Origin of the sequence: Rhizobium ruizarguesonis, from assembly GCF_012349115.1 — a bacterium.
GTDB lineage: Bacteria > Pseudomonadota > Alphaproteobacteria > Rhizobiales > Rhizobiaceae > Rhizobium > Rhizobium ruizarguesonis.
This window is the reverse complement of sequence record NZ_PQIG01000110.1, coordinates 14,823-32,809: the sequence shown is the minus strand read 5'-3', so window position 1 is coordinate 32,809 and position 17,987 is coordinate 14,823. Positions and strand designations below refer to the sequence as shown.

The window sequence follows — 17,987 nt, the reverse complement described above, 5'->3', positions numbered from 1 at the left end:
TGCCAGCGCTCCATATGAAGCGTATACGCTATTTGTATAAAAAATGAGGGGCAGTAGATGCGTGATGTCGGGGACAGTCGCATCGTTATGATGCGCACGCGCCGCCAAGGCGCCCGCCGTATAGCGATCCGTCCAGTAGCAAAAGGCCTGGCTATTGGCGCGATGCTGGAGGAGCTCCCGTGAAGCCTCCCGTTTCCGTTTCACTGAATGTCAACGACGCTCTTTGGCGCGTTAGCGCGAAACCGGAAACACCGCTTCTCTACATCTTGCGTAACGACCTGTGCCTGAATGGACCGAAATATGGCTGTGGCCTCGGCGAATGCGGCGCCTGCGCGGTTCTGGTCGACGGCCGTCCGGTGCGGTCTTGTACTGTGCCGCTTGGCGCGATCGGCAAACGACGCGTGATCACGCTCGAGGGGCTGGCGGTGGACGGGCTTCTGCACCCGGTGCAGCAGGCTTTCATCGAAGAGGCGGCGGCGCAATGCGGGTATTGCCTCAACGGCATGATCATCGCCACGGTTGGACTGCTTCAGCGAAATACGGATCCCGACGAGGGCGATATTCGCGATGCTCTGCGGCACCATCTCTGCCGGTGCGGAACGCATGTTGAGATACTGGCCGCTGTGCGGCGCGCCGTAACCCTTACCAAAGCCGGCCGGCCAGTCGACTCGATGACCGACGACATGACGGAGGTTTCGCGATGAACCACCGCGAAGCACCCAAGTCCGCCTACATGACAGCCGCCAGCACGCTTCTCATTGTCAATGACGCGTCGATGGGCGACGCCGCCGAGCTTTATATCGCCGTGGGGGCCGATAGCCGGGTGACAGCGTTCAACGGCCACGTCGATCTCGGGACAGGCATCCGCACCTCGCTGGCGCAAATCGTCGCCGAGGAGCTTAGCGTGCCGTTCGAACAGGTGGACATGGTTCTCGGCACGACGACCGCCGCGCCCAACCAGGGTGCGACCATCGCAAGCGAAACCATCCAGATCACCGCAGTGCCGCTGCGCCAGGCCGCCGCGACCGCCCGCCGCCATCTTCTCGCCAAGGCCGCCGAGAAGGTCGGCGTGCCGATTGAGCGGCTGCGGCTGGAGGACGGCACTATCCGTACTGACGGCGGCGAGAACTGGCAGCTGAACTTCGGCGATGTTGTCGTCGGCAGCCATGTCAGGCTGTCGATCGACACCAATGCGGCACTGAAGCCGCCGTCGGACTATAAACTGGTTGGCTCGTCGCGCCCGCGCGTCGATATTCCCGAGAAGGCAACCGGGCGCTGGACCTATGTCCACGATGTGCGCGTGCCTGGCATGCTGCACGGCCGCGTTATTCGCCCGCCATATGCCGGATTCGATCACGGCGAGCATGTCGGAAACAGCCTGATCTCGATCGACGAGACCTCGGTCGCGCATATCGACGGGCTGGTCGGCGTCGTCGCCATCGGTGATTTCGTCGGTGTTGTCGCGACCCGTGAGGAAATCGCCATCGAGGCGTCGGGGAGCCTGAAGGTTGTGTGGCGCGCGCCGCCCGAGTGGCCGGATCTGAACATGCCGGAGAAGGCGCTGCGTGCCAATCCGTCGACGCCACGCAAGCTTGCCGATCGCGGCAATGTCGACATGGCGTTGGCCGGCAGCGCCCGGCCGATGAACCGCACCTATGTCTGGCCTTACCAGATGCACGGTTCGATCGGCCCGTCCTGCGCGGTGGCCGATTACAATGACGCCGGGCTGACCGTCTGGTCGGGAACCCAGAACCCTTATCCCATGCGCCGCGATCTGGCGCTGCTGCTCGACATGCCGGAAGAGCAGATTAGGGTGGAGCGGCTGGAGGCGGCCGGCTGTTACGGACGCAACTGCGCCGATGACGTAACAGCCGACGCGGCGCTGCTGTCGCGGGCCGTCAAGGCGCCCGTCCGGGTCCAGCTAACGCGCGAACAGGAACATGCCTGGGAGCCGAAGGGCGCCGCCCAGATCATGGATGTGCGCGGCGGTCTCGACCTGGAAGGAGGTCCGTCCGCCTATGATTTCCAAACGCGCTATCCCTCCAATCTGGCGCCAACCCTTCCCCTGATCCTCACCGGCAAGCTGCCGCCCGTTTCCGAGGTCGTGCAGATGGGCGATCGTACCGCCATCCCACCCTATGCCTACGGCAACCTGCGCGTAACCGTGCACGACATGCCGCCGATCGCACGCGCCTCCTGGTTCCGTGGCGTGTCGGCGATGCCGAATACATTCGCCCACGAATGCTACGTCGACGAGCTGGCAGCCGCCGCCGGCGTCGATCCGCTCGAGTACCGGCTCCGTTATCTCCACGATCCACGCGCCGTCGACCTGGTGCACGCGCTGGCCGAACGGGCGAAGTGGGTGCCGCATACGACATGGGGCACGCTCGGCGGCGAAGGTGATCTGCTCTACGGCCGTGGATTTGCCTATGCCGTCTACGTCCACGGGCCGTTTCCGGGTAAGGCCGCCGCCTGGGCGGCATGGGTTGCCGATGTCGCCGTCAACAAGAAGACCGGCGAGATCGCGGTCACCAAGGTGACCTGCGCGCAGGACTCGGGAATGATGATCAATCCCGACGGCGTGCGCCACCAGATCCACGGCAACATCATCCAGTCCACCAGCCGGGTTCTGAAGGAAAAGGTCGAATTCTCCTCGACCGCCGTGCAGTCGAAGGAATGGGGCGGCTACCCGCTGATCACCTTCCCGGAGGTGCCTGATATCGACGTGCTGATGGTGCCGCGCCAGGACGAGCCGCCGCTCGGCGTCGGAGAGTCCGCCTCAGTTCCCAGCGCCGCGGCCATCGCCAATGCCGTCTACGATGCCACCGGCATTCGTTTCCGCGAACTGCCGCTGACGCCGGAACTGGTCCTCGCAACTCTGAACGGCAAGACGAACGAAACGCCGGTCACTCCGGTCGCGAAGAGGCGGAAGTGGTGGACCATGGGTCTGTCAGCCGTCGGTGCCGTCGCGGCTCTGTCCGGTATCGTGACCATGGCATCGCCATGGCGCCCGGCGATCGGCACCATCCAGCGGCCGGACGCCAATGTCTACAGCGCCGCCACCATCGAGCGCGGCCGGCTGGCGGCGGCGGCCGGCGCCTGCAATGTCTGTCATGTCGGAAACGACGGAACACCCTTTGCCGGTGGCCGGCGCTTCGACACGCCGTTCGGCGCAGTTTATGCCACCAACATCACGCCCGATGTCCAAAACGGCATCGGCGCCTGGTCCTACCCGGCCTTCGAACGTGCCATGCGCGAGGGCATCAGCCGCGACGGCCATCACCTCTATCCCGCGCACCCCTACACCTCGTTTGCGGGCGCCGAGGATGCCGATCTTCAGGCCCTCTACGCCTACATGATGACGCAGGCGCCGGTCGCCGAAAGAGCGCCGGAGACGAAGCTCAAATTCCCCTACAGCATCCGCGCAATGATGGCGGGCTGGAACGCGCTGTTCCTGAAGGCGCAGCCGTTCAAATATGTCGAGACCCGCGATGCGCAGTGGAACAGGGGGGCCTATCTCGTCGAGACCCTGGGCCACTGTTCGGCCTGCCACACCGAGCGCAATGTGCTCGGCGCGGAAAAGAGCGGCAGCGCCCGGCTTGCCGGCGGCTTTGCCGATGGCTGGGAGGCGCCGGCCCTGAATGCGTTCGCCAACGGCCCGGTCGGCTGGACGGCAGACGCCTTCTATGACTACCTGCGCACCGGACATTCGCGCGATCACGGCAGTGCCGCCGGCCCGATGGCGCATGTCGTCGAGGTCATGCAGCCGCTGCCGGATAGCGATATCCGCGCCATGGCCACATATCTCGCAGGTCTCAACGAGGCTCCCGCCGATAGCAAGGCGCAGAGCCAGGCCGCCCTTGCCGCGAGCGAAGCGGCCAAGGCTTCCGCCGCGCTCATATCGCCGAAGGGCGAGCGCCTGTTCAACGGCGCCTGCGCCACATGCCACACTGGAAACACGATCCTGTCGTCGTTGGCGCTCAACAGCAACCTTCATGCGGCGACCCCGGACAATCTTATCCAGGCAATCCTGAAGGGTGTCGAGGCGCCGGCAATCCTGGCGCAGACCACCGGCCGCCAAGCCCCTGAGGTGATGTCGATGCCGGCTTTCCGCCAGACGCTGAACGACGGCCAGATCAAGGATCTCGCCGATTATCTGAGAGCGCGTTTCGCCCCCGACAAGCCAGCCTGGACGGAAACGACCAAAGCCATGCAACGTGTGACGGCGGCAAGCCACTAGGGAGAGACGAGTTGGAGCAGATCCGAACCGAGCAGGATATCGGCCGCCGCGACTTGTTCGAGAACCCGACAGCTGCGTTTCGCCCGTCGGCCTACTGGTTCTGGCATTCGATCCCGACAGAGGACGTTTGCCACGCGCAGCTCGCCGATTTCAAACAGAAGGGGATCGGCACGATCCTGATCCAGGCCCGTCTCGCAATGTCGCGCGATGACTACCTGTCGCCGCCCTTTCTGGACGCCTATCGTGTTGCGGCTGGGATTGCCGGCAAGCTGGGCCTGAAGCTCGGAATCTACGACGATTACAACTGGATTAGCGGTCACGCCGGCGGCCGGACGGTCGTGGACCGCGACGACCTGCGCGAGCGCCACCTGTTCTGGTCGTCCTTGGGAGAGGCGCGGGGCGAGATCAGCGGCATCCATCCGCCGTTCACCCGGACGATGGGCCCCGATATCGTCGCGTGGCAGTATGAGGGCAGCATCGTCGAGTGGTGCCAATGGACCGTCGAGGCAGCGCTGCTGCATCCGTCGGTCGGCATCGACAGCCTCGACCAGGTGGTCGACGTCACGGCGCGGACATTCGTGGTCGAAAGCGACCGAACGTCGTGCACCTACCTATTCGAGGGCGTGCCCGATGGGGGGCAGGTGCTCACGGTGTTCGTCAGCGCCCGGTCGAGGACCTCGCGGCTGATCAATTATCTCCTGTCGGAGGCTGCGGAGAGGTTCATCGAAGTCGGACTCGATCCGCTGATCGAGGCGCTTGGCGATCTCGTGCCCGACCCCGTCGGCTTCGTGTTCTACGACCAGCCGGCGGCGGGTTTCTACAAATGGGACCAATTATCAGGTCACCTCGGCAACAGCCTGCTCTATGCGCCGACCCTGCCGGACGCCGTGTCGCGCGGCACGGGAGAGACCTTCGCCAGGGCCCTGCTGGCGCTGGTGCGTGACGTCGGGTCCGAGACCCTGCGGCTGCGCGCCCAATTCTACGCCGCCTATTCGGCCCTGATGAACGAGGCCTTCTCCGGCACGTTGCGCCGATGGGCCGAGGGCAGGGGGATCGTCCTCACCGGGCACGAGATCCTGCCGCATGTCAGTTCCTGGTCGCTGAACGGCGGTTTTACCACTATCGACCCCAGGGTGGCGCTTGCAGTGGATTTCTTCGGCATCGATGCCTGCCGGCACGAGACGGCCGTTGATTCCAACAATTTCGTGGCGCAGCTGGCGCCGAAGCTCGGCGATTCCGTTGCCCGTTCGAATGGTCGCAGCCGATGCGTCGTCGAAACCTATGCCAGCGCCGAGCGAACGCCCGTGCGTGCCGCCGGGCAATGGGAACTGACCCTGGAGACGATGCGGGCGCAGGCCATCCGGCTTCACTGCCTCGGGAGCCGACAGTTCCTCTGGCACGGCGTCTACCAGACGGATGGGCGCGACGACGATCCGACGCCGTTTTCCAATCCACGTTTCGATTTCGGGCCGGGCATCAATTTCGAGCCGTGGTGGAGCTACCACGATCTGTTTGCCGAGGAGACGGCACGGATTTCCGCCTTCATCGAGGGGGCCACGCCCCGCACGCCGGTTGCTATCCTTTATCCTCTTCATACAGCCTTCGCAGAAGGGCCGCGCCACAGCCATGCAACCCATATCGGCGCCTGGTGCGAAGGGCTCCTAGCAGAAGGCTGCGACTTCATGTTCGTCAGCGAGGCCGATTTGGCAACAGCTACGATCGTGAATGGCCGCCTGCGCGCGTCCGGCCTTGTTTTCGATGCTGTCGTTCTGCCGTCCGTCACCGTGCTCGAGACGACGAAGACCTTGCACACGCTCGCCGTCTTCAAGGCGGCGGGTGGTGTTGTCTGGTCTTCAGGCGATAGCCTGTCCGCTGTTTGCGACGGTATAACACGCGAGGCTGTCGAGGTTTCGATGCATATCGAGAGGATGCCCGGTGACGGTGATGTGGGCGCTCTGTTGCGGTCGCTTCGATCGACCGGTCCCTATGTGGCCTGCCATTCGGTTGATAAGCCTTGGCAATGGATCGGATACGAAACTGATGGTTGGTGGCGGATCGTGTTGTTCAACGATGGCTCGACGGAACGCGTCAGCGAGATTTCCTTCGGAGATGGCTTCGAGTGCGAGGTCTGGTCGGCGACAACAGGCACGGTAAACGAGGTATTCGCCTTTGAGCATTTGACGGTCGTTCTTGGCCCGCAGGACGTGCGTTGCCTTCGATTGCGGCAGGTGCCGGAGACGGTAGCGCGGGAAGGTCATCTCTCGGATCAGCCTGTCGTCGACGATGGTCGTGCCGTGCCGCTTGTCGACGATTGGAGCTTCGCGCCGGGGCCTGATGCTGAATTCGTGCCGATCTCGGTCGAAACCGGTTGGGAAATGCAGGGCTTTGCCGATTTCTCCGGGACCGGCATCTACCGGTTGACGCTCGAAATTGGCGATGAGGCCGATTGGGTCCTCGAACTGCCCGCCGTCGATACGGTGGTTACTGTCCGGCTGGATGACAGGCAGATCGGTCGCCGCGGCTGGCGGCCCTACAATTTTGCTCTCGGCAGGTTGACCCCTGGCGTCCACAGCCTTGAACTGCACGTCGCTAACACGGCTGCAAATCGGTACTACAAGAATACACCCTACCTCGGCGACAGCCTCGACAAGAGTGGATTGGCCGCAGCACCGAAACTCATCCCGCTGACAAACTGACCGGAAGTCATAGAGCCATGCCACAACATTCGACGATCCCCCTGATGCGTGCCTGGAATAGCTGGTCCAACCGGCCGGCCGAAATGGTCTTCCTGCCGCTCGGCGTGCGGATTACGCCGATCCTTTATTCGACCCGCAGCAAGACAACCTCCGCCATCGAGCCGCGCCGCGATACCGTTCGGCTGGGACGCCATACGATCGACGGCTCGCTGATCGAGCTGGAGACAGATCACAGCGGCACGACCGTAGCCTTCTCGACGACGAAGACCGACCCTTTCGCCATTCGCGGCAGCTGGGACGGCAAGGTGTCAGCCGAATGGGGGCTGCGTTTCTGGCTGACGCTGGCGATCTCTTCTGATGGAGGTGAGGTGGCGGTCCATGACGCAGGACGAAACGTCACGCTCTTGAAGATCGGTACACGGTTCGTGGCGGTCGCGACCACCGAGGTGCCGGTGCATGTGACTGGCCACGAGACGATCGACGCCTTGCGCGCGGATTTCGAGGAAAACGGCTACTTCTATACGGCGACCCGCAAGAACGAAGCGCCGGTCATAGGCTTGCGCTTCAATCTTGAGATGATGCGCCAGGGGGCCTATGCCGCAGGCGTCGCCGATAGTGCCGAACTGGCGATCTCCAAGGCGCAGGCCTGCCTTGCCGCCGGCGCGCCAGCTGCGATCGCCGATGCGCAGACCGGCGTGTTCGAGGGCGCACTCGACGCGATGCGTGACGTCGTCGCCTGGAACACCATCTGGGACGAAATCAACGCGCGTTCCTACACGGCGGTCACCCGGATCTGGAACCTCGGGAAATTCGCCGTCTGGTTCAACGACCAGATTTTCGCTGCCCTTCTTGCGGGCGTGTTCGACGCCGATCTGGCGCGCGAGAACATGGCGACCGCGATGGCCGGCGCGACCCCGCAGGGCAATATCGCCTGCATCGTCACGTCCAACGATGCCTGGGTCGATCGCACCCAGCTGCCGTTCGGCGCGTTGGTCGTCTGGCAGCTCTACCAGCGGACGGGCGAACGATCGATAATTCAGGCAAGTTACGAGGCGCTGGTACGCAATCGGCGCTGGTGGCAGGACAACCGTGATCCTGATGGTACCGGCCTTTTGTCCTGCGGAACCTCCGACGTGGGCGAGGGCCTCTACAAGGGGACGGCCTTTGCCGCGCGCAATGAAACCGGCATGGACAATTCCGCGACCCATGACGAGGCCGTCTACGATCCCGTCACCCGGACGCTGTCGACCTTCGATCTCGGCGTCAACTGCGCGGCCGCTCTCGACGCCGAAATGCTTTCGAAAATGGCCGCCGTGCTCGGCAAGCATGACGATGCCCGCGAATTCGCCGCCTTGGCCGAACGTCAGCGGACGCTGATCTCGCAGACGCTCTGGGACGAGAGCCGCGGCATCTTCGCCAATCGCCAGCGGCGCGGCGGTTTCGTGTGCTCGCTGTCGCCGACCAGCTTCTACCCGCTGCTGTGCGGCGCCGCGACGCCGGCGCAGGCGGCACGTCTGCTCGAGCATCTGAGCGATGAGACGACCTTTGGCGGCGATTTCGTGCTGCCGAACGCAACGCGAGACGATCCGGCCTTCACCGACAACGTCTACTGGCGCGGGCGCATCTGGCCGAACGTCAACTATATGGTCTGGCTTGGCCTGCGGCGCTACGGTTTCGTGGCGGAGGCGAGCAAGCTGGCAAGCCAGAGCTACGACCTGTTCATGAAGAACTGGCGTTACGATCGCATCGCCGCTGAAAATTACAACGCGGTGACCGGCGAGGCAATGGATCAGGGCGATACCGATCCGTTCTACATCTGGGCCGCCATGTTGCCGCTGATGGCTGCCAGTGAGATCGTTGACTTCGATCCGTGGACCGGATGGACGATGCGCCATGCCGGCCGGGATGTGGTGCTCGGACCTATGGTCTCGCCGTCGGGAACGCTCGAGCTGGTCGTCAAATCCGGAACCCTGGTGATGACGTTGAACGGTCACGCAGCGCTGAAGACGGATCTGCGCACCACGCTGTCGCGCATCGTCTTTGCCAACGGGCGGGTGGCCTGCACGATTGCTCCGGTCTCCGAGGCTGGTTACATCGAGTTGCCAGGCTTGGCATTGGGCGATGTTCTTGCCGCCCGTATCAACGGGCAGGACATCAACTATGTGTCGGGCGGCGACGGAATACGCGTCATGATTGCTGGACACGCAGAGGATCGCCGGCTGGACGTCTATTTTACATCGTCAAGCGCTCACTAAAGCAAGGCAGTGCTTGACAGGTCTCGATTCCTCACCGATAGTTTGTGTACATATAAAATAAAAGACTGATGCTAAAGTCAGAGGGTTGAACGAACAGCTTGCAGGAGATCCGTGGATTCATGCCGGCCGCTCAATTAAGTGATGTGCTTTTCTTACAAAGTGGTGTGCCGCTGCGTCGCAGCGCGCGCTTCATTTCGCCGAGACGTCAGCGCCCACGGACAACGCTCATCTGCTTTTAGTATGTATACAAACGATTAAGCGCGCTTTGGCACGTCGTTTGTTTTCAAGCTAGCCGATCCGTTGAGGTCGATGACCGCGGGTCATGATGGTCCATAACTGTGTATCTTCAAGAGGGGTGCCACAATGACTGAACTCACCAGACGCAACACAATGAAGTTGATGTCCGCAGCACTGATTGCTGGCGTCAGCATCTCCACCTTGCCGCGCAAAGCCCTTTCGGCCGGATCCATCACGGTCCTCAACTGGCAGGGCTACGGAACCGACGAAGCCTGGTCGCTGAAGGCTTTCACCGAAAAGACGGGCATCACAGTCGTCCATGACTACTACAGCTCGGAATCGGAAATGCTGACCAAGATGCGCACGAATCCGGGCGCCTATGATCTTGTTATCCTCAACGCTGCGCGTTGCGCCCAGGCGGTTGCCGAAGACCTGCTGCAGCCGATCGATTTCAGCAAGGTTCCAAACGCGTCAACAGTCGACGAGACCCTGCGCGCCAACCCGAACTTCAGCAAGGACGGCAAGGGTTATGCCGTTCCGTGGGTCTGGGGCATGACCTCGCTTGCCATCCGTGAAGGCATGACCGTTCCCGACAGTTACGCGGTGCTCGCCGACCCGGCCTATAAGGGCCGTGTTGCCATGGACGACGACGCCATCATCAATGTCGGCGTTGGCGCGCTGATGAGCGGGCAGGACATCAACGATCCCAAGGATCTGGCTGCTGTTACGGCCGCGCTGAAATCGATCAAGCCGAACGTCAAGTTGCTGTGGTCGACGGAAGATCAGTGGAACAAGTCGTTCGCCGCCAAGGAATTCGACCTGTCGCTGTTCTGGTCGGGCGGCTCGGTGCGATCCAAGCGCGTTTCTAAACTTCCGGTTCAGTTCGTAGTGCCTAAGGAAGGCGGCGTCGGTTGGGTCGATGGTCTCGGTGTTCCGACATCGGCTCCGAATCCAGAAGGTGCTCTTGCGTTCGTCAACTGGATGATCGATCCGACATTCTATGTCGAATGGGCAACCAAGATCGGGGCCCCTGCTTCTTCAAATTCGGCAGCCCTTTCAGCACTTCCTGCCGACGATCTCACCCGCCTGGTCCACAAGACCGAATATTTGAAGACGACGTCCTTTGTCTCGGGCATTCCCGACGACCGGCGCGAAGCCTTCAACAATATCTGGCAGGAAGTGAAAGCCTTCTATGCAGAATGATCGTCTGACATCAGCGTCAGAGCGCGGACCTTCGGGTCCGCGCAGCCGGCGCCCACTCCCGCCATGGGTTTCGACGACGGCGTTGCTGCTGCCGACCTATGGTTGGCTGACACTTGCCGTCTTTCTGCCGCTGCTGACCATGTTCGTGTTTAGCTTCATGTCGGCGACACCGATGGGCAAGGCCCCGATCATCTTTACGCTGAAGCAGTACCGCGCGTTCATCGATCAACCCTATCTGGTCGGGATCGGCATCACGTCGCTGCTGATCGGCTTCTGGACGACGCTGTTCTGCGCGGTGCTTGGTTTCCTGGCGGCCGTGGCACTGGTCCGCTCGACCTTCGGCAAGACGCGAGAGATGTTGTTGATCCTCATTCTCCTGCCATTCTGGACCAACGGTCTTGTGCGCGTCTTTTCGTGGACCATGGTGCTGCGCGAAAACGGCTTTCTCGACAGTCTGCTGCATATGATTGCTCCGGACGCGGGTTCCATCGGCTTTCTCTACACGCGCTATGCCGTGGTGGTTGGTCTTGTTCACGGCTACCTGCCGTACATGATCCTGACCTGCTACATAGCGCTGGTGGCCATCGACGACGCGATCATTGAGGCCGCTTCAAGCCTCGGCGCACGCTGGTGGACCATCCTGTTCAAGATTTTGATGCCGCTTGCGGCCCCCGGGCTGATCTCCGGCGCCGTTTTGATCTTCATTCCGGTCATCGGTTCCTTCATGGAACCGCGCATTCTGGGCGGTCGTGTCGGCGTGACCATGGGAACGGTGATCGAGGATCAGTTCACCCAGGCCTTCAACTGGCCCTTGGGCGCATCCTTGTCCTTTACGCTGCTGGCTGTCGTGCTCGCAATTTTCGCAACCTTCTCCGGTGTCCTGCGCCGCGGAACGGTCGCTTGAGGAAGGGATCATGAAAACGCTCGGTCCAATCTATCTCATCGCCATCCTCATCTTCCTCTACACGCCCATTCTCGTGATGATGGCGATGGGGTTCAACGCTTCGCCACTTTACGAACTGCCGTTCCATTTCTCGCTGCAATGGTACGACGCGCTCTGGGACAACAGCATCCTTCTGACGGCGGGCCTGAACAGCCTGGTGATCGCGAGTATCACCGCGGTTCTGGCGACGGCTTTGGGTACCATGGCTTCCGTTGCGCTGTCGCGCCGGACCTTTCGCGGCAGAAGTCTCCTGCAACTGATGCTGCTGCCGCCGATTGCCATTCCCTGGCTGATCACCGGCACGGCCATGCTGATCTTCTTTTACTGGACCGGTATCGGGCGCGGCATGCACGCCCTGTTGATCGGCCACGTGGCGCTCGCCATCCCCTACGTTGTTCTGGTCGTCGGCACGGGCTTCAAGACAATCCGCGCCGACCTTGAAGAAGCCGCGATGAGCCTTGGTTCGACACCGGTTCACGCCTTCTTCTCGGTGACGCTACCGCTGCTTTATCCGAGCATCCTTGGCGCCGCGCTCTTCGCCTTCGCCGTGTCGCTCGACCAGTTCGTGATTTCCTACTTCCTCGCAACGCCCGGATACACCACCCTGCCGGTGCAGATCTACTCCTCGATCCGCAAGGGCTTCACCCCTGAAATCAACGCGATCTCCACCGTGCTTCTGCTCGGCTCGATGACGATCATCCTGATTTTTGCGCGCTTCGCCAAGCCCGGAGACACAAGTGACAAACGTTAAAGTCAATTCCGTTGCCAAGACCTACGGCACCACACCGGTCCTGTCCGATATCACCACCGAGTTCCCTGAAGGCTCTTTCACCAGCCTTCTCGGCCCATCCGGCTCCGGCAAGACCACACTGCTTCGCATCATCGCGGGCTTTATCAAGCCCGACCAGGGCGTCGTCACAATCGGCAACAATGATGTCACCGACATTCCGGTCTGGGGCCGTAACATCGGCATGATGTTCCAGTCTTACGCGCTGTTTCCGCATATGACGATTGCCCAGAACGTCGCCTTCGGTCTCGAACGCCGGGGCATCAAGGGCGCCGCCGCTCGCAAGGAAGTCGACCGTGCGCTGGAAATGGTGCATCTGCCTGGCTTTGCCGATCGCATGCCCAAGCAGTTGTCCGGGGGCCAGCAGCAGCGCGTTGCGCTTGCCCGCGCCATGGTCATCAAGCCGAGCGTGCTGCTCCTCGACGAGCCGCTGTCGGCGCTCGATCGGCGCCTGCGCCAGGAAATGCAGGTCGAACTGTTGCGCATCCAGCGCGAAAGCGGCCTGACGACGATCTTCGTCACCCACGACCAGGAAGAGGCGCTGACGCTGTCCGATAAGGTAGCGATCCTCGACAAGGGCCGCATCGTCCAGATCGGCGAGCCGGAAACCGTCTATGAGCGACCGCTGACGCGCTTTGCCGCCGAATTCCTCGGCGACTCCAACTTCCTCACAGGCACCGTGGAGAACGGCGCTGTGCGTCTCGCCGATGGGACGGTAGTTCAGACCACCGGCACGTTGCCCGCGAGCGGTTCGAATGTCACGCTCGCCGTGCGACCGGAGAAGATGTCGATCGCATCGGGTCCGACGGATGGCAACGGCCTGACCGCACGCATTACCACCGTCATCTATGCAGGTCCCGTGCTGTCCTATCTGCTGGAAACCGCAGACGGTCTGCCGCTGAAGCTGTTTGCACAGAACCGTGATGGCAAGGTCCTGAGTGATGGCGACACCATCACCCTGACCTGGGCCGCGGAACACACCGTCCCGGTGGCCGACTGATGATGGCACCCGCGCCACTCTCCAGGAATGCGTTGCATGTCGTCATCGACATGCAACGCCTCTTCGCTGAGCAAACGGCGTGGTATACGCCAGCGATCGAAGGCATCCTTCCCAATGTGGTGGCGCTCAGCAAAGCGCGGCCCGCTGAGACTGTCTTTGCTCGCTTCATGGTGCCCCAAAGTGCCGAAGATGCTACCGGTCGCTGGAAGACCTACTATCGTCGCTGGCCATCGGTGACGCTGGATGAGCTCGATGTCGCCATGCTGGATCTGGTGGCGCCGCTTACAGCGATCGCCGCTCCAGGCTCCATCGTCGACAAGGAGACCTACTCGGTCTTTGGCTCGCTCGGGTTTACTGCGCGTTTGCAAGGATCGGCAACCGACACGCTGATTTTCTCTGGCGTCGAGACCGACGTCTGCGTCTACGCCAGCGTTCTTGATGCGGTCGACGCCGGCTACCGGGTCATTCTGGCCAAGGATGCGGTGGCAAGCGGCGACATGAAGGCACATGCCATGGTCATCGAGATCCTGGCGCCAAGGCTTTCGGAGCAGATTGAAATCCTGACGACAGAAGCCATTCTGAATTTATGGCGAGAGTGAATTCGGCAGCGCCATTGCCGGTCATCACGAGGAACAGGCAGATTTGAGAGATCCGATGGACGTTCCGTTCAAAGAAAAAGACGGCCGACAAAAGACCGCAGCGACCGAGGCGCAGGGCCAGCAGGCCCAGTATACACTTGGCGAGCAGATCGGCTTCTACCTGCGCCAGGCCAACCAGCGGCACGTGGCGATCTTTGCGAGCCTGATGGCGGAAAAGCTGACCACCACCCAGTGGGCGGCGCTGGTCAGGCTGAAGGACCTGCAGCCCTGTTCGCAGGGCAATCTCGGCCGCGAGACCGCCATGGATATGGCGACGATCAAGGGCGTCGTCGATCGACTGGTGAAGCGTGGCCTCGTTCACACCGCCCCCGACGCGACCGACGCGCGCCGGCTGGTGCTGACGCTGACGCCGGAAGGCGAGGTGACAGTCGCCCGCAACCTGTCGGTCGCGCTGCAGATCTCGCAGGAAACGCTGAGCACGCTGACGCTTGCCGAGCGGATGATGCTGATGGAACTCCTTCAGAAGATCTGTTGACACACGCCTGATCCGCAGTACCGGAGACCAATCATGTTCCAGCCGAGCGACGCCGACATTCGAACGCTTGTCGATCAGATGACGGTGACCGAAAAGATCGAACTCCTGAGCGGGCGTGGCCTGTGGAAGACGGCATCGATCAAAAGGCTCGGTGTTCCTTCCATCGTCATGACCGATGGGGCCTATGGGGTGCGCTATTCGACCACCCAGATCGACGCCGGCGACAACGACGAAGACAGTCTGCAGGCGTTCCTCGATCTCGTCGGGCAACAGGGCGACGGATCGGGCGGCATGTTCGGTGCCACCCGTCCAGCCACGTGCTTTCCCAACGGCAATCTGCTGGGCTGTTCCTGGGATATTGATCTTGCCTATCGCATGGGCGCTGCGCTGGCGGCGGAGTGCCAGGATTTCGGGGTTCATCTGCTTTTGGGCCCCGGCATCAACATAAGGCGCACGCCGCTGGCCGGTCGGGCCTACGAGTATTATTCCGAGGATCCTGTCATTAGCGGCGACATGGCATCAGCCGTCATCTGCGGATTGCAGGATAACGGCGTCGGGGCGTCGCTCAAGCATTTCGCCTGCAATAATTCCGAAATCGAGCGAACCACGACCAGTTCCGATGTCGATGAGCGCGCCCTGCGCGAAATATACTTGGCAGGCTTCGAGCGGGCCATCGAAAAGAGCGCGCCGTGGACCGTGATGAGCGCTTATAATCCGCTGAATGGCATCCAGGCCGCCGAACATCATTGGCTGCTGCGCACGGTGCTGCGCGAGGAATGGGGCTTTGACGGGCTTGTCGTGTCCGATTGGCATGCGATCAAGGATCGTGGCGCAGCACTCGATGCCGGCACCGAACTCGACATGCCGGAAAGCAAGCCCCGCAAGGCGCGTCTCCATGCATCGATCAACGCCGGCGACGTGGCGCCCGAGGTGGTCGATGCCGCCTGCGCGAGAGTTCTGGCGTTGGTGCGCAAGTGCAAGTTGGGCGAGCGGCGCGGCACGCCGGCGGGTCTCGAGGCGCATCATGCGCTGGCGCGCGACATCGCGGCGGAATCGATCGTGCTGCTGCGCAACCAAGACCAGGCGCTGCCGCTCGATCCCGACCGGGCGGGTGAGCTTCTCATTGTCGGCGACGGCGCCGTCACCCCTGTAATCCAGGGCTCCGGTTCGGCGACTACCAATCCCTATCGCGTCGACAGTCCGTTCGTTCGGATCGCTGCGCGGGCAGGAGACAGCCTGAAAGTCCGGCATCTGCCCTTCTCGCCGGTCGCGCAGCCCGACGTGACGGCGTCGATCGAGGTGATCGTCGAAGCCGCGGAGCGTGCCGATGTCGTTGTCGTATTTGCGGAAAACGAGAAGAGCCGGCACGGCGAGGGCAACGACCGCGACACCCTGAAACTCGCTGCCAGCCACGATGCGCTCATCACGGCGTTGGCGGCGACAGGTCGCAAGCTCGTCGTCGTGCTCTCGATGCCAGACACGGTCGAGATGCCATGGATCGGGGATGTCGACGCCGTCCTGGCCAGTTTCTATGCCGGGCAGGGCGGTGGCGAAGCACTGGCCCGCATCCTGTTTGGCGAGCAGAACCCGTGCGGCAAGCTCTCCGCCAGCATGCCGGTTCGCATGCAGGATATTCCGGGCTGGCACACCTATCCGGGCGAGCATGGCCGGCATGTCTACAGCGAGGGCATTTTCGTCGGTTACCGGTTCTACGATCTGAAGGCGATGACGCCAGCCTTTCCGTTCGGACATGGGCTCAGCTACACCACGTTCGCCTATGAGGATCTCAGGCTCGATACGCAGGAGATCACGCCCGGCGCCGGCTGCACCGCCGCCCTTACCATCCGCAACACAGGTACGGTTGCCGGCAAGGAAATCGTGCAACTCTATGTCCGGCCGATTAAGCCGGGTCTCAAACGACCCCTCCGTGAGCTTAAGTCCTTCACCAAGCTTCATCTGGCGCCAGGAGAAGCGAAGACGGTAACGCTTGGGCTGGCGCAGCGCGATTTCCAGTATTTCGACACGTCGCGTTCGGCTTGGGTTCTCGATGCCGAGGCTTTTGTCATCGAAGCGGCTGCATCCTCCAGAGACATCCGCTTGTCGATCACCTTGCCATGCAGGTCGGAGGCTCCGGCCCTGCCGACGATTTCGGCCAACTCTCCGACAGCGCTTGTATTTGCCCACCCGAACACCGAGCCCGCTCTCGTTCGTTTCTTCGTCAGCAGGCTTTCGATCTCCGCTGCCGAAGCCATGGTCCTTCTTGCCAAGACAAAGGGCTCCTTTCTCGGCTTCTACGACACTTTGAGCTGGTATGTCGGAGACAGCGTCAAAGAGGCGGATATTGCCGAAGTCTTTTCAGAACTGAACCAACACTAGATTGAGGCCCGCGGGAATGACCATCCAGACGAACCTGACCGACCCGCTGCTGACGGCCGAGCTTTGGATGGAAGCGGGCCGAGCTGTTGCGATTGCGACGGTGATCGAGACGTGGGGTTCGGCGCCGCGTCCGGTTGGGAGTCATCTGGTGGTCGATGGTGATGGCAACTTCGAGGGTTCGGTTTCCGGTGGCTGCGTCGAGGGTGCGGTGGTTACCGCCGCTGCCGAAGTGATTGCCGCCGGCAAGGCGCAGATGCTGGAATTTGGCGTTGCGGACGAGACCGCCTGGCGCGCCGGGCTGTCGTGCGGCGGGCGCATCCGTGTCTTTGTCGAGAGGCTCGGCTGATGCGCCGCGACAGCCTGCAGCGTTTAAACGCCGCGCGCCGGAAACGTCTCGCCGTCGTGCTGCTGACAGATTTTCGGGGAGAAGAGCATGTCTTCCTGGAAGGGGATCCAGTCGAGCCGCCATTTGCCGCGCTCGTCGAAGGCGCCTTTCGGTCTGGCCGCTCGATGGCTTTCGACACGATAGATGCCAGCGGCTTCCTCAATGTCTACATACCTGCCCCGCGCATCGCCGTCATCGGCGCCGTCCATATCAGCCAGTATCTGACGCCGATGGCAAGGTTGGCCGGCTTCGATGTGCGCATCATCGATCCGCGCACAGCCTTTGCGACGCGTGATCGCTTTCCCGATGTGCAGATGTGCACCGATTGGCCCGTCGATGCATTGATGGCGGATCCACTCGACCGCTATACCGCCTTAGTCGCACTCACCCACGATCCCAAGATCGATGATTTTCCCCTGGCCGAGGCATTGCGCACCGGCTGCTTCTATATCGGCGCGCTCGGCAGCCGAAAGACCCACGCAGCGCGGAGGGGCCGCCTTGCCGCATACGGCTTCGGTGCCGATGCGCTTTCAACGATCCACGCGCCGATCGGGCTCGACATCGGCGCATCCAATCCAGCTGAGATCTCCGTAGCGATCCTTGCTCAGGTCATCAAAGCGCTTCGCACCTACGGAGAGGCTCACCCTCCGACGATGACGCAGATGGAAAATAGCTTGCCCAGACGCTAAGCTGCTGCAAGGCGTTGTTTCGAAAACGCATTGCTGCCGAGG

At 62.1% G+C, this 17,987-nt stretch carries 13 protein-coding genes; all 13 read left to right on the top strand.

The genetic code is table 11. The features are described from left to right. Window positions 1-179: 179 nt before the first annotated feature. The 13 genes from C3Y91_RS29655 (at window position 180) to C3Y91_RS29595 (ending at window position 17,945) form a co-directional block, all read left to right on the top strand. Window positions 180-704 (top strand): (2Fe-2S)-binding protein, encoded by a 525-nt coding sequence (locus tag C3Y91_RS29655; RefSeq protein ID WP_018068301.1) that lies wholly within the window; start codon window positions 180-182, stop codon window positions 702-704. Beyond that, on the top strand, window positions 701-4,240 hold the full coding sequence (locus C3Y91_RS29650) for a molybdopterin cofactor-binding domain-containing protein (protein ID WP_131589426.1): 3,540 nt from the start codon (window positions 701-703) through the stop codon (window positions 4,238-4,240). The genes C3Y91_RS29655 and C3Y91_RS29650 overlap by 4 nt, the downstream gene beginning before the upstream one ends. An 11-nt stretch (window positions 4,241-4,251) precedes the next feature. Beyond that, window positions 4,252-6,936, top strand: coding sequence for a carbohydrate-binding protein (locus tag C3Y91_RS29645; protein WP_168576127.1), 2,685 nt, complete (start codon window positions 4,252-4,254; stop codon window positions 6,934-6,936). 17 nt (window positions 6,937-6,953) lie between these two features. Continuing rightward, window positions 6,954-9,191 carry an MGH1-like glycoside hydrolase domain-containing protein gene (locus C3Y91_RS29640; RefSeq protein WP_168576126.1) on the top strand — a complete coding sequence of 746 codons (2,238 nt, stop codon included), beginning with the start codon at window positions 6,954-6,956 and terminating at the stop codon, window positions 9,189-9,191. Window positions 9,192-9,554: 363 nt separating this feature from the next. Beyond that, the gene (locus C3Y91_RS29635) at window positions 9,555-10,631 is read left to right on the top strand and encodes an ABC transporter substrate-binding protein (protein WP_130666410.1); all 1,077 of its coding nucleotides are present in this window, start codon (window positions 9,555-9,557) and stop codon (window positions 10,629-10,631) included. Further along, complete coding sequence (locus tag C3Y91_RS29630) at window positions 10,621-11,535, top strand: ABC transporter permease (protein ID WP_018068306.1); 915 nt, start codon at window positions 10,621-10,623, stop codon at window positions 11,533-11,535. Before C3Y91_RS29635 ends, C3Y91_RS29630 begins: the two co-directional genes overlap by 11 nt. A 10-nt stretch (window positions 11,536-11,545) precedes the next feature. Next, a complete protein-coding gene (locus C3Y91_RS29625) occupies window positions 11,546-12,325 on the top strand; it encodes an ABC transporter permease (protein ID WP_003554934.1) in 780 nt (259 codons plus the stop codon). Beyond that, window positions 12,312-13,361, top strand: coding sequence for an ABC transporter ATP-binding protein (locus C3Y91_RS29620; protein WP_027688568.1), 1,050 nt, complete (start codon window positions 12,312-12,314; stop codon window positions 13,359-13,361). Before C3Y91_RS29625 ends, C3Y91_RS29620 begins: the two co-directional genes overlap by 14 nt. After that, window positions 13,361-13,960 carry a cysteine hydrolase family protein gene (locus C3Y91_RS29615; protein ID WP_130666412.1) on the top strand — a complete coding sequence of 200 codons (600 nt, stop codon included), beginning with the start codon at window positions 13,361-13,363 and terminating at the stop codon, window positions 13,958-13,960. Before C3Y91_RS29620 ends, C3Y91_RS29615 begins: the two co-directional genes overlap by 1 nt. A 55-nt stretch (window positions 13,961-14,015) precedes the next feature. After that, window positions 14,016-14,495, top strand: a complete 480-nt coding sequence (locus tag C3Y91_RS29610; RefSeq protein ID WP_018068309.1) for a MarR family winged helix-turn-helix transcriptional regulator — start codon at window positions 14,016-14,018, stop codon at window positions 14,493-14,495. A 33-nt stretch (window positions 14,496-14,528) separates the two neighbouring features. Further along, on the top strand, window positions 14,529-16,871 hold the full coding sequence (locus C3Y91_RS29605) for a glycoside hydrolase family 3 C-terminal domain-containing protein (RefSeq protein ID WP_168576125.1): 2,343 nt from the start codon (window positions 14,529-14,531) through the stop codon (window positions 16,869-16,871). Between the two features lie 16 nt (window positions 16,872-16,887). Next, a complete protein-coding gene (locus tag C3Y91_RS29600) occupies window positions 16,888-17,217 on the top strand; it encodes an XdhC family protein (protein WP_018068311.1) in 330 nt (109 codons plus the stop codon). Further along, window positions 17,217-17,945 (top strand): XdhC family protein, encoded by a 729-nt coding sequence (locus C3Y91_RS29595; protein ID WP_168576124.1) that lies wholly within the window; start codon window positions 17,217-17,219, stop codon window positions 17,943-17,945. Before C3Y91_RS29600 ends, C3Y91_RS29595 begins: the two co-directional genes overlap by 1 nt. The last annotated feature ends 42 nt before the right edge of the window (window positions 17,946-17,987 follow it).

Coding starts and splice junctions, on each gene's coding strand:
- C3Y91_RS29635 (WP_130666410.1), top strand. CDS start 9,555: ATGACTGAACTCACCAGACGCAACACAATGAAGTTGATGTCCGCAGCA.
- C3Y91_RS29650 (WP_131589426.1), top strand. CDS start 701: ATGAACCACCGCGAAGCACCCAAGTCCGCCTACATGACAGCCGCCAGC.
- C3Y91_RS29640 (WP_168576126.1), top strand. CDS start 6,954: ATGCCACAACATTCGACGATCCCCCTGATGCGTGCCTGGAATAGCTGG.
- C3Y91_RS29615 (WP_130666412.1), top strand. CDS start 13,361: ATGATGGCACCCGCGCCACTCTCCAGGAATGCGTTGCATGTCGTCATC.
- C3Y91_RS29605 (WP_168576125.1), top strand. CDS start 14,529: ATGTTCCAGCCGAGCGACGCCGACATTCGAACGCTTGTCGATCAGATG.
- C3Y91_RS29595 (WP_168576124.1), top strand. CDS start 17,217: ATGCGCCGCGACAGCCTGCAGCGTTTAAACGCCGCGCGCCGGAAACGT.
- C3Y91_RS29610 (WP_018068309.1), top strand. CDS start 14,016: ATGGACGTTCCGTTCAAAGAAAAAGACGGCCGACAAAAGACCGCAGCG.
- C3Y91_RS29630 (WP_018068306.1), top strand. CDS start 10,621: ATGCAGAATGATCGTCTGACATCAGCGTCAGAGCGCGGACCTTCGGGT.
- C3Y91_RS29600 (WP_018068311.1), top strand. CDS start 16,888: ATGACCATCCAGACGAACCTGACCGACCCGCTGCTGACGGCCGAGCTT.
- C3Y91_RS29625 (WP_003554934.1), top strand. CDS start 11,546: ATGAAAACGCTCGGTCCAATCTATCTCATCGCCATCCTCATCTTCCTC.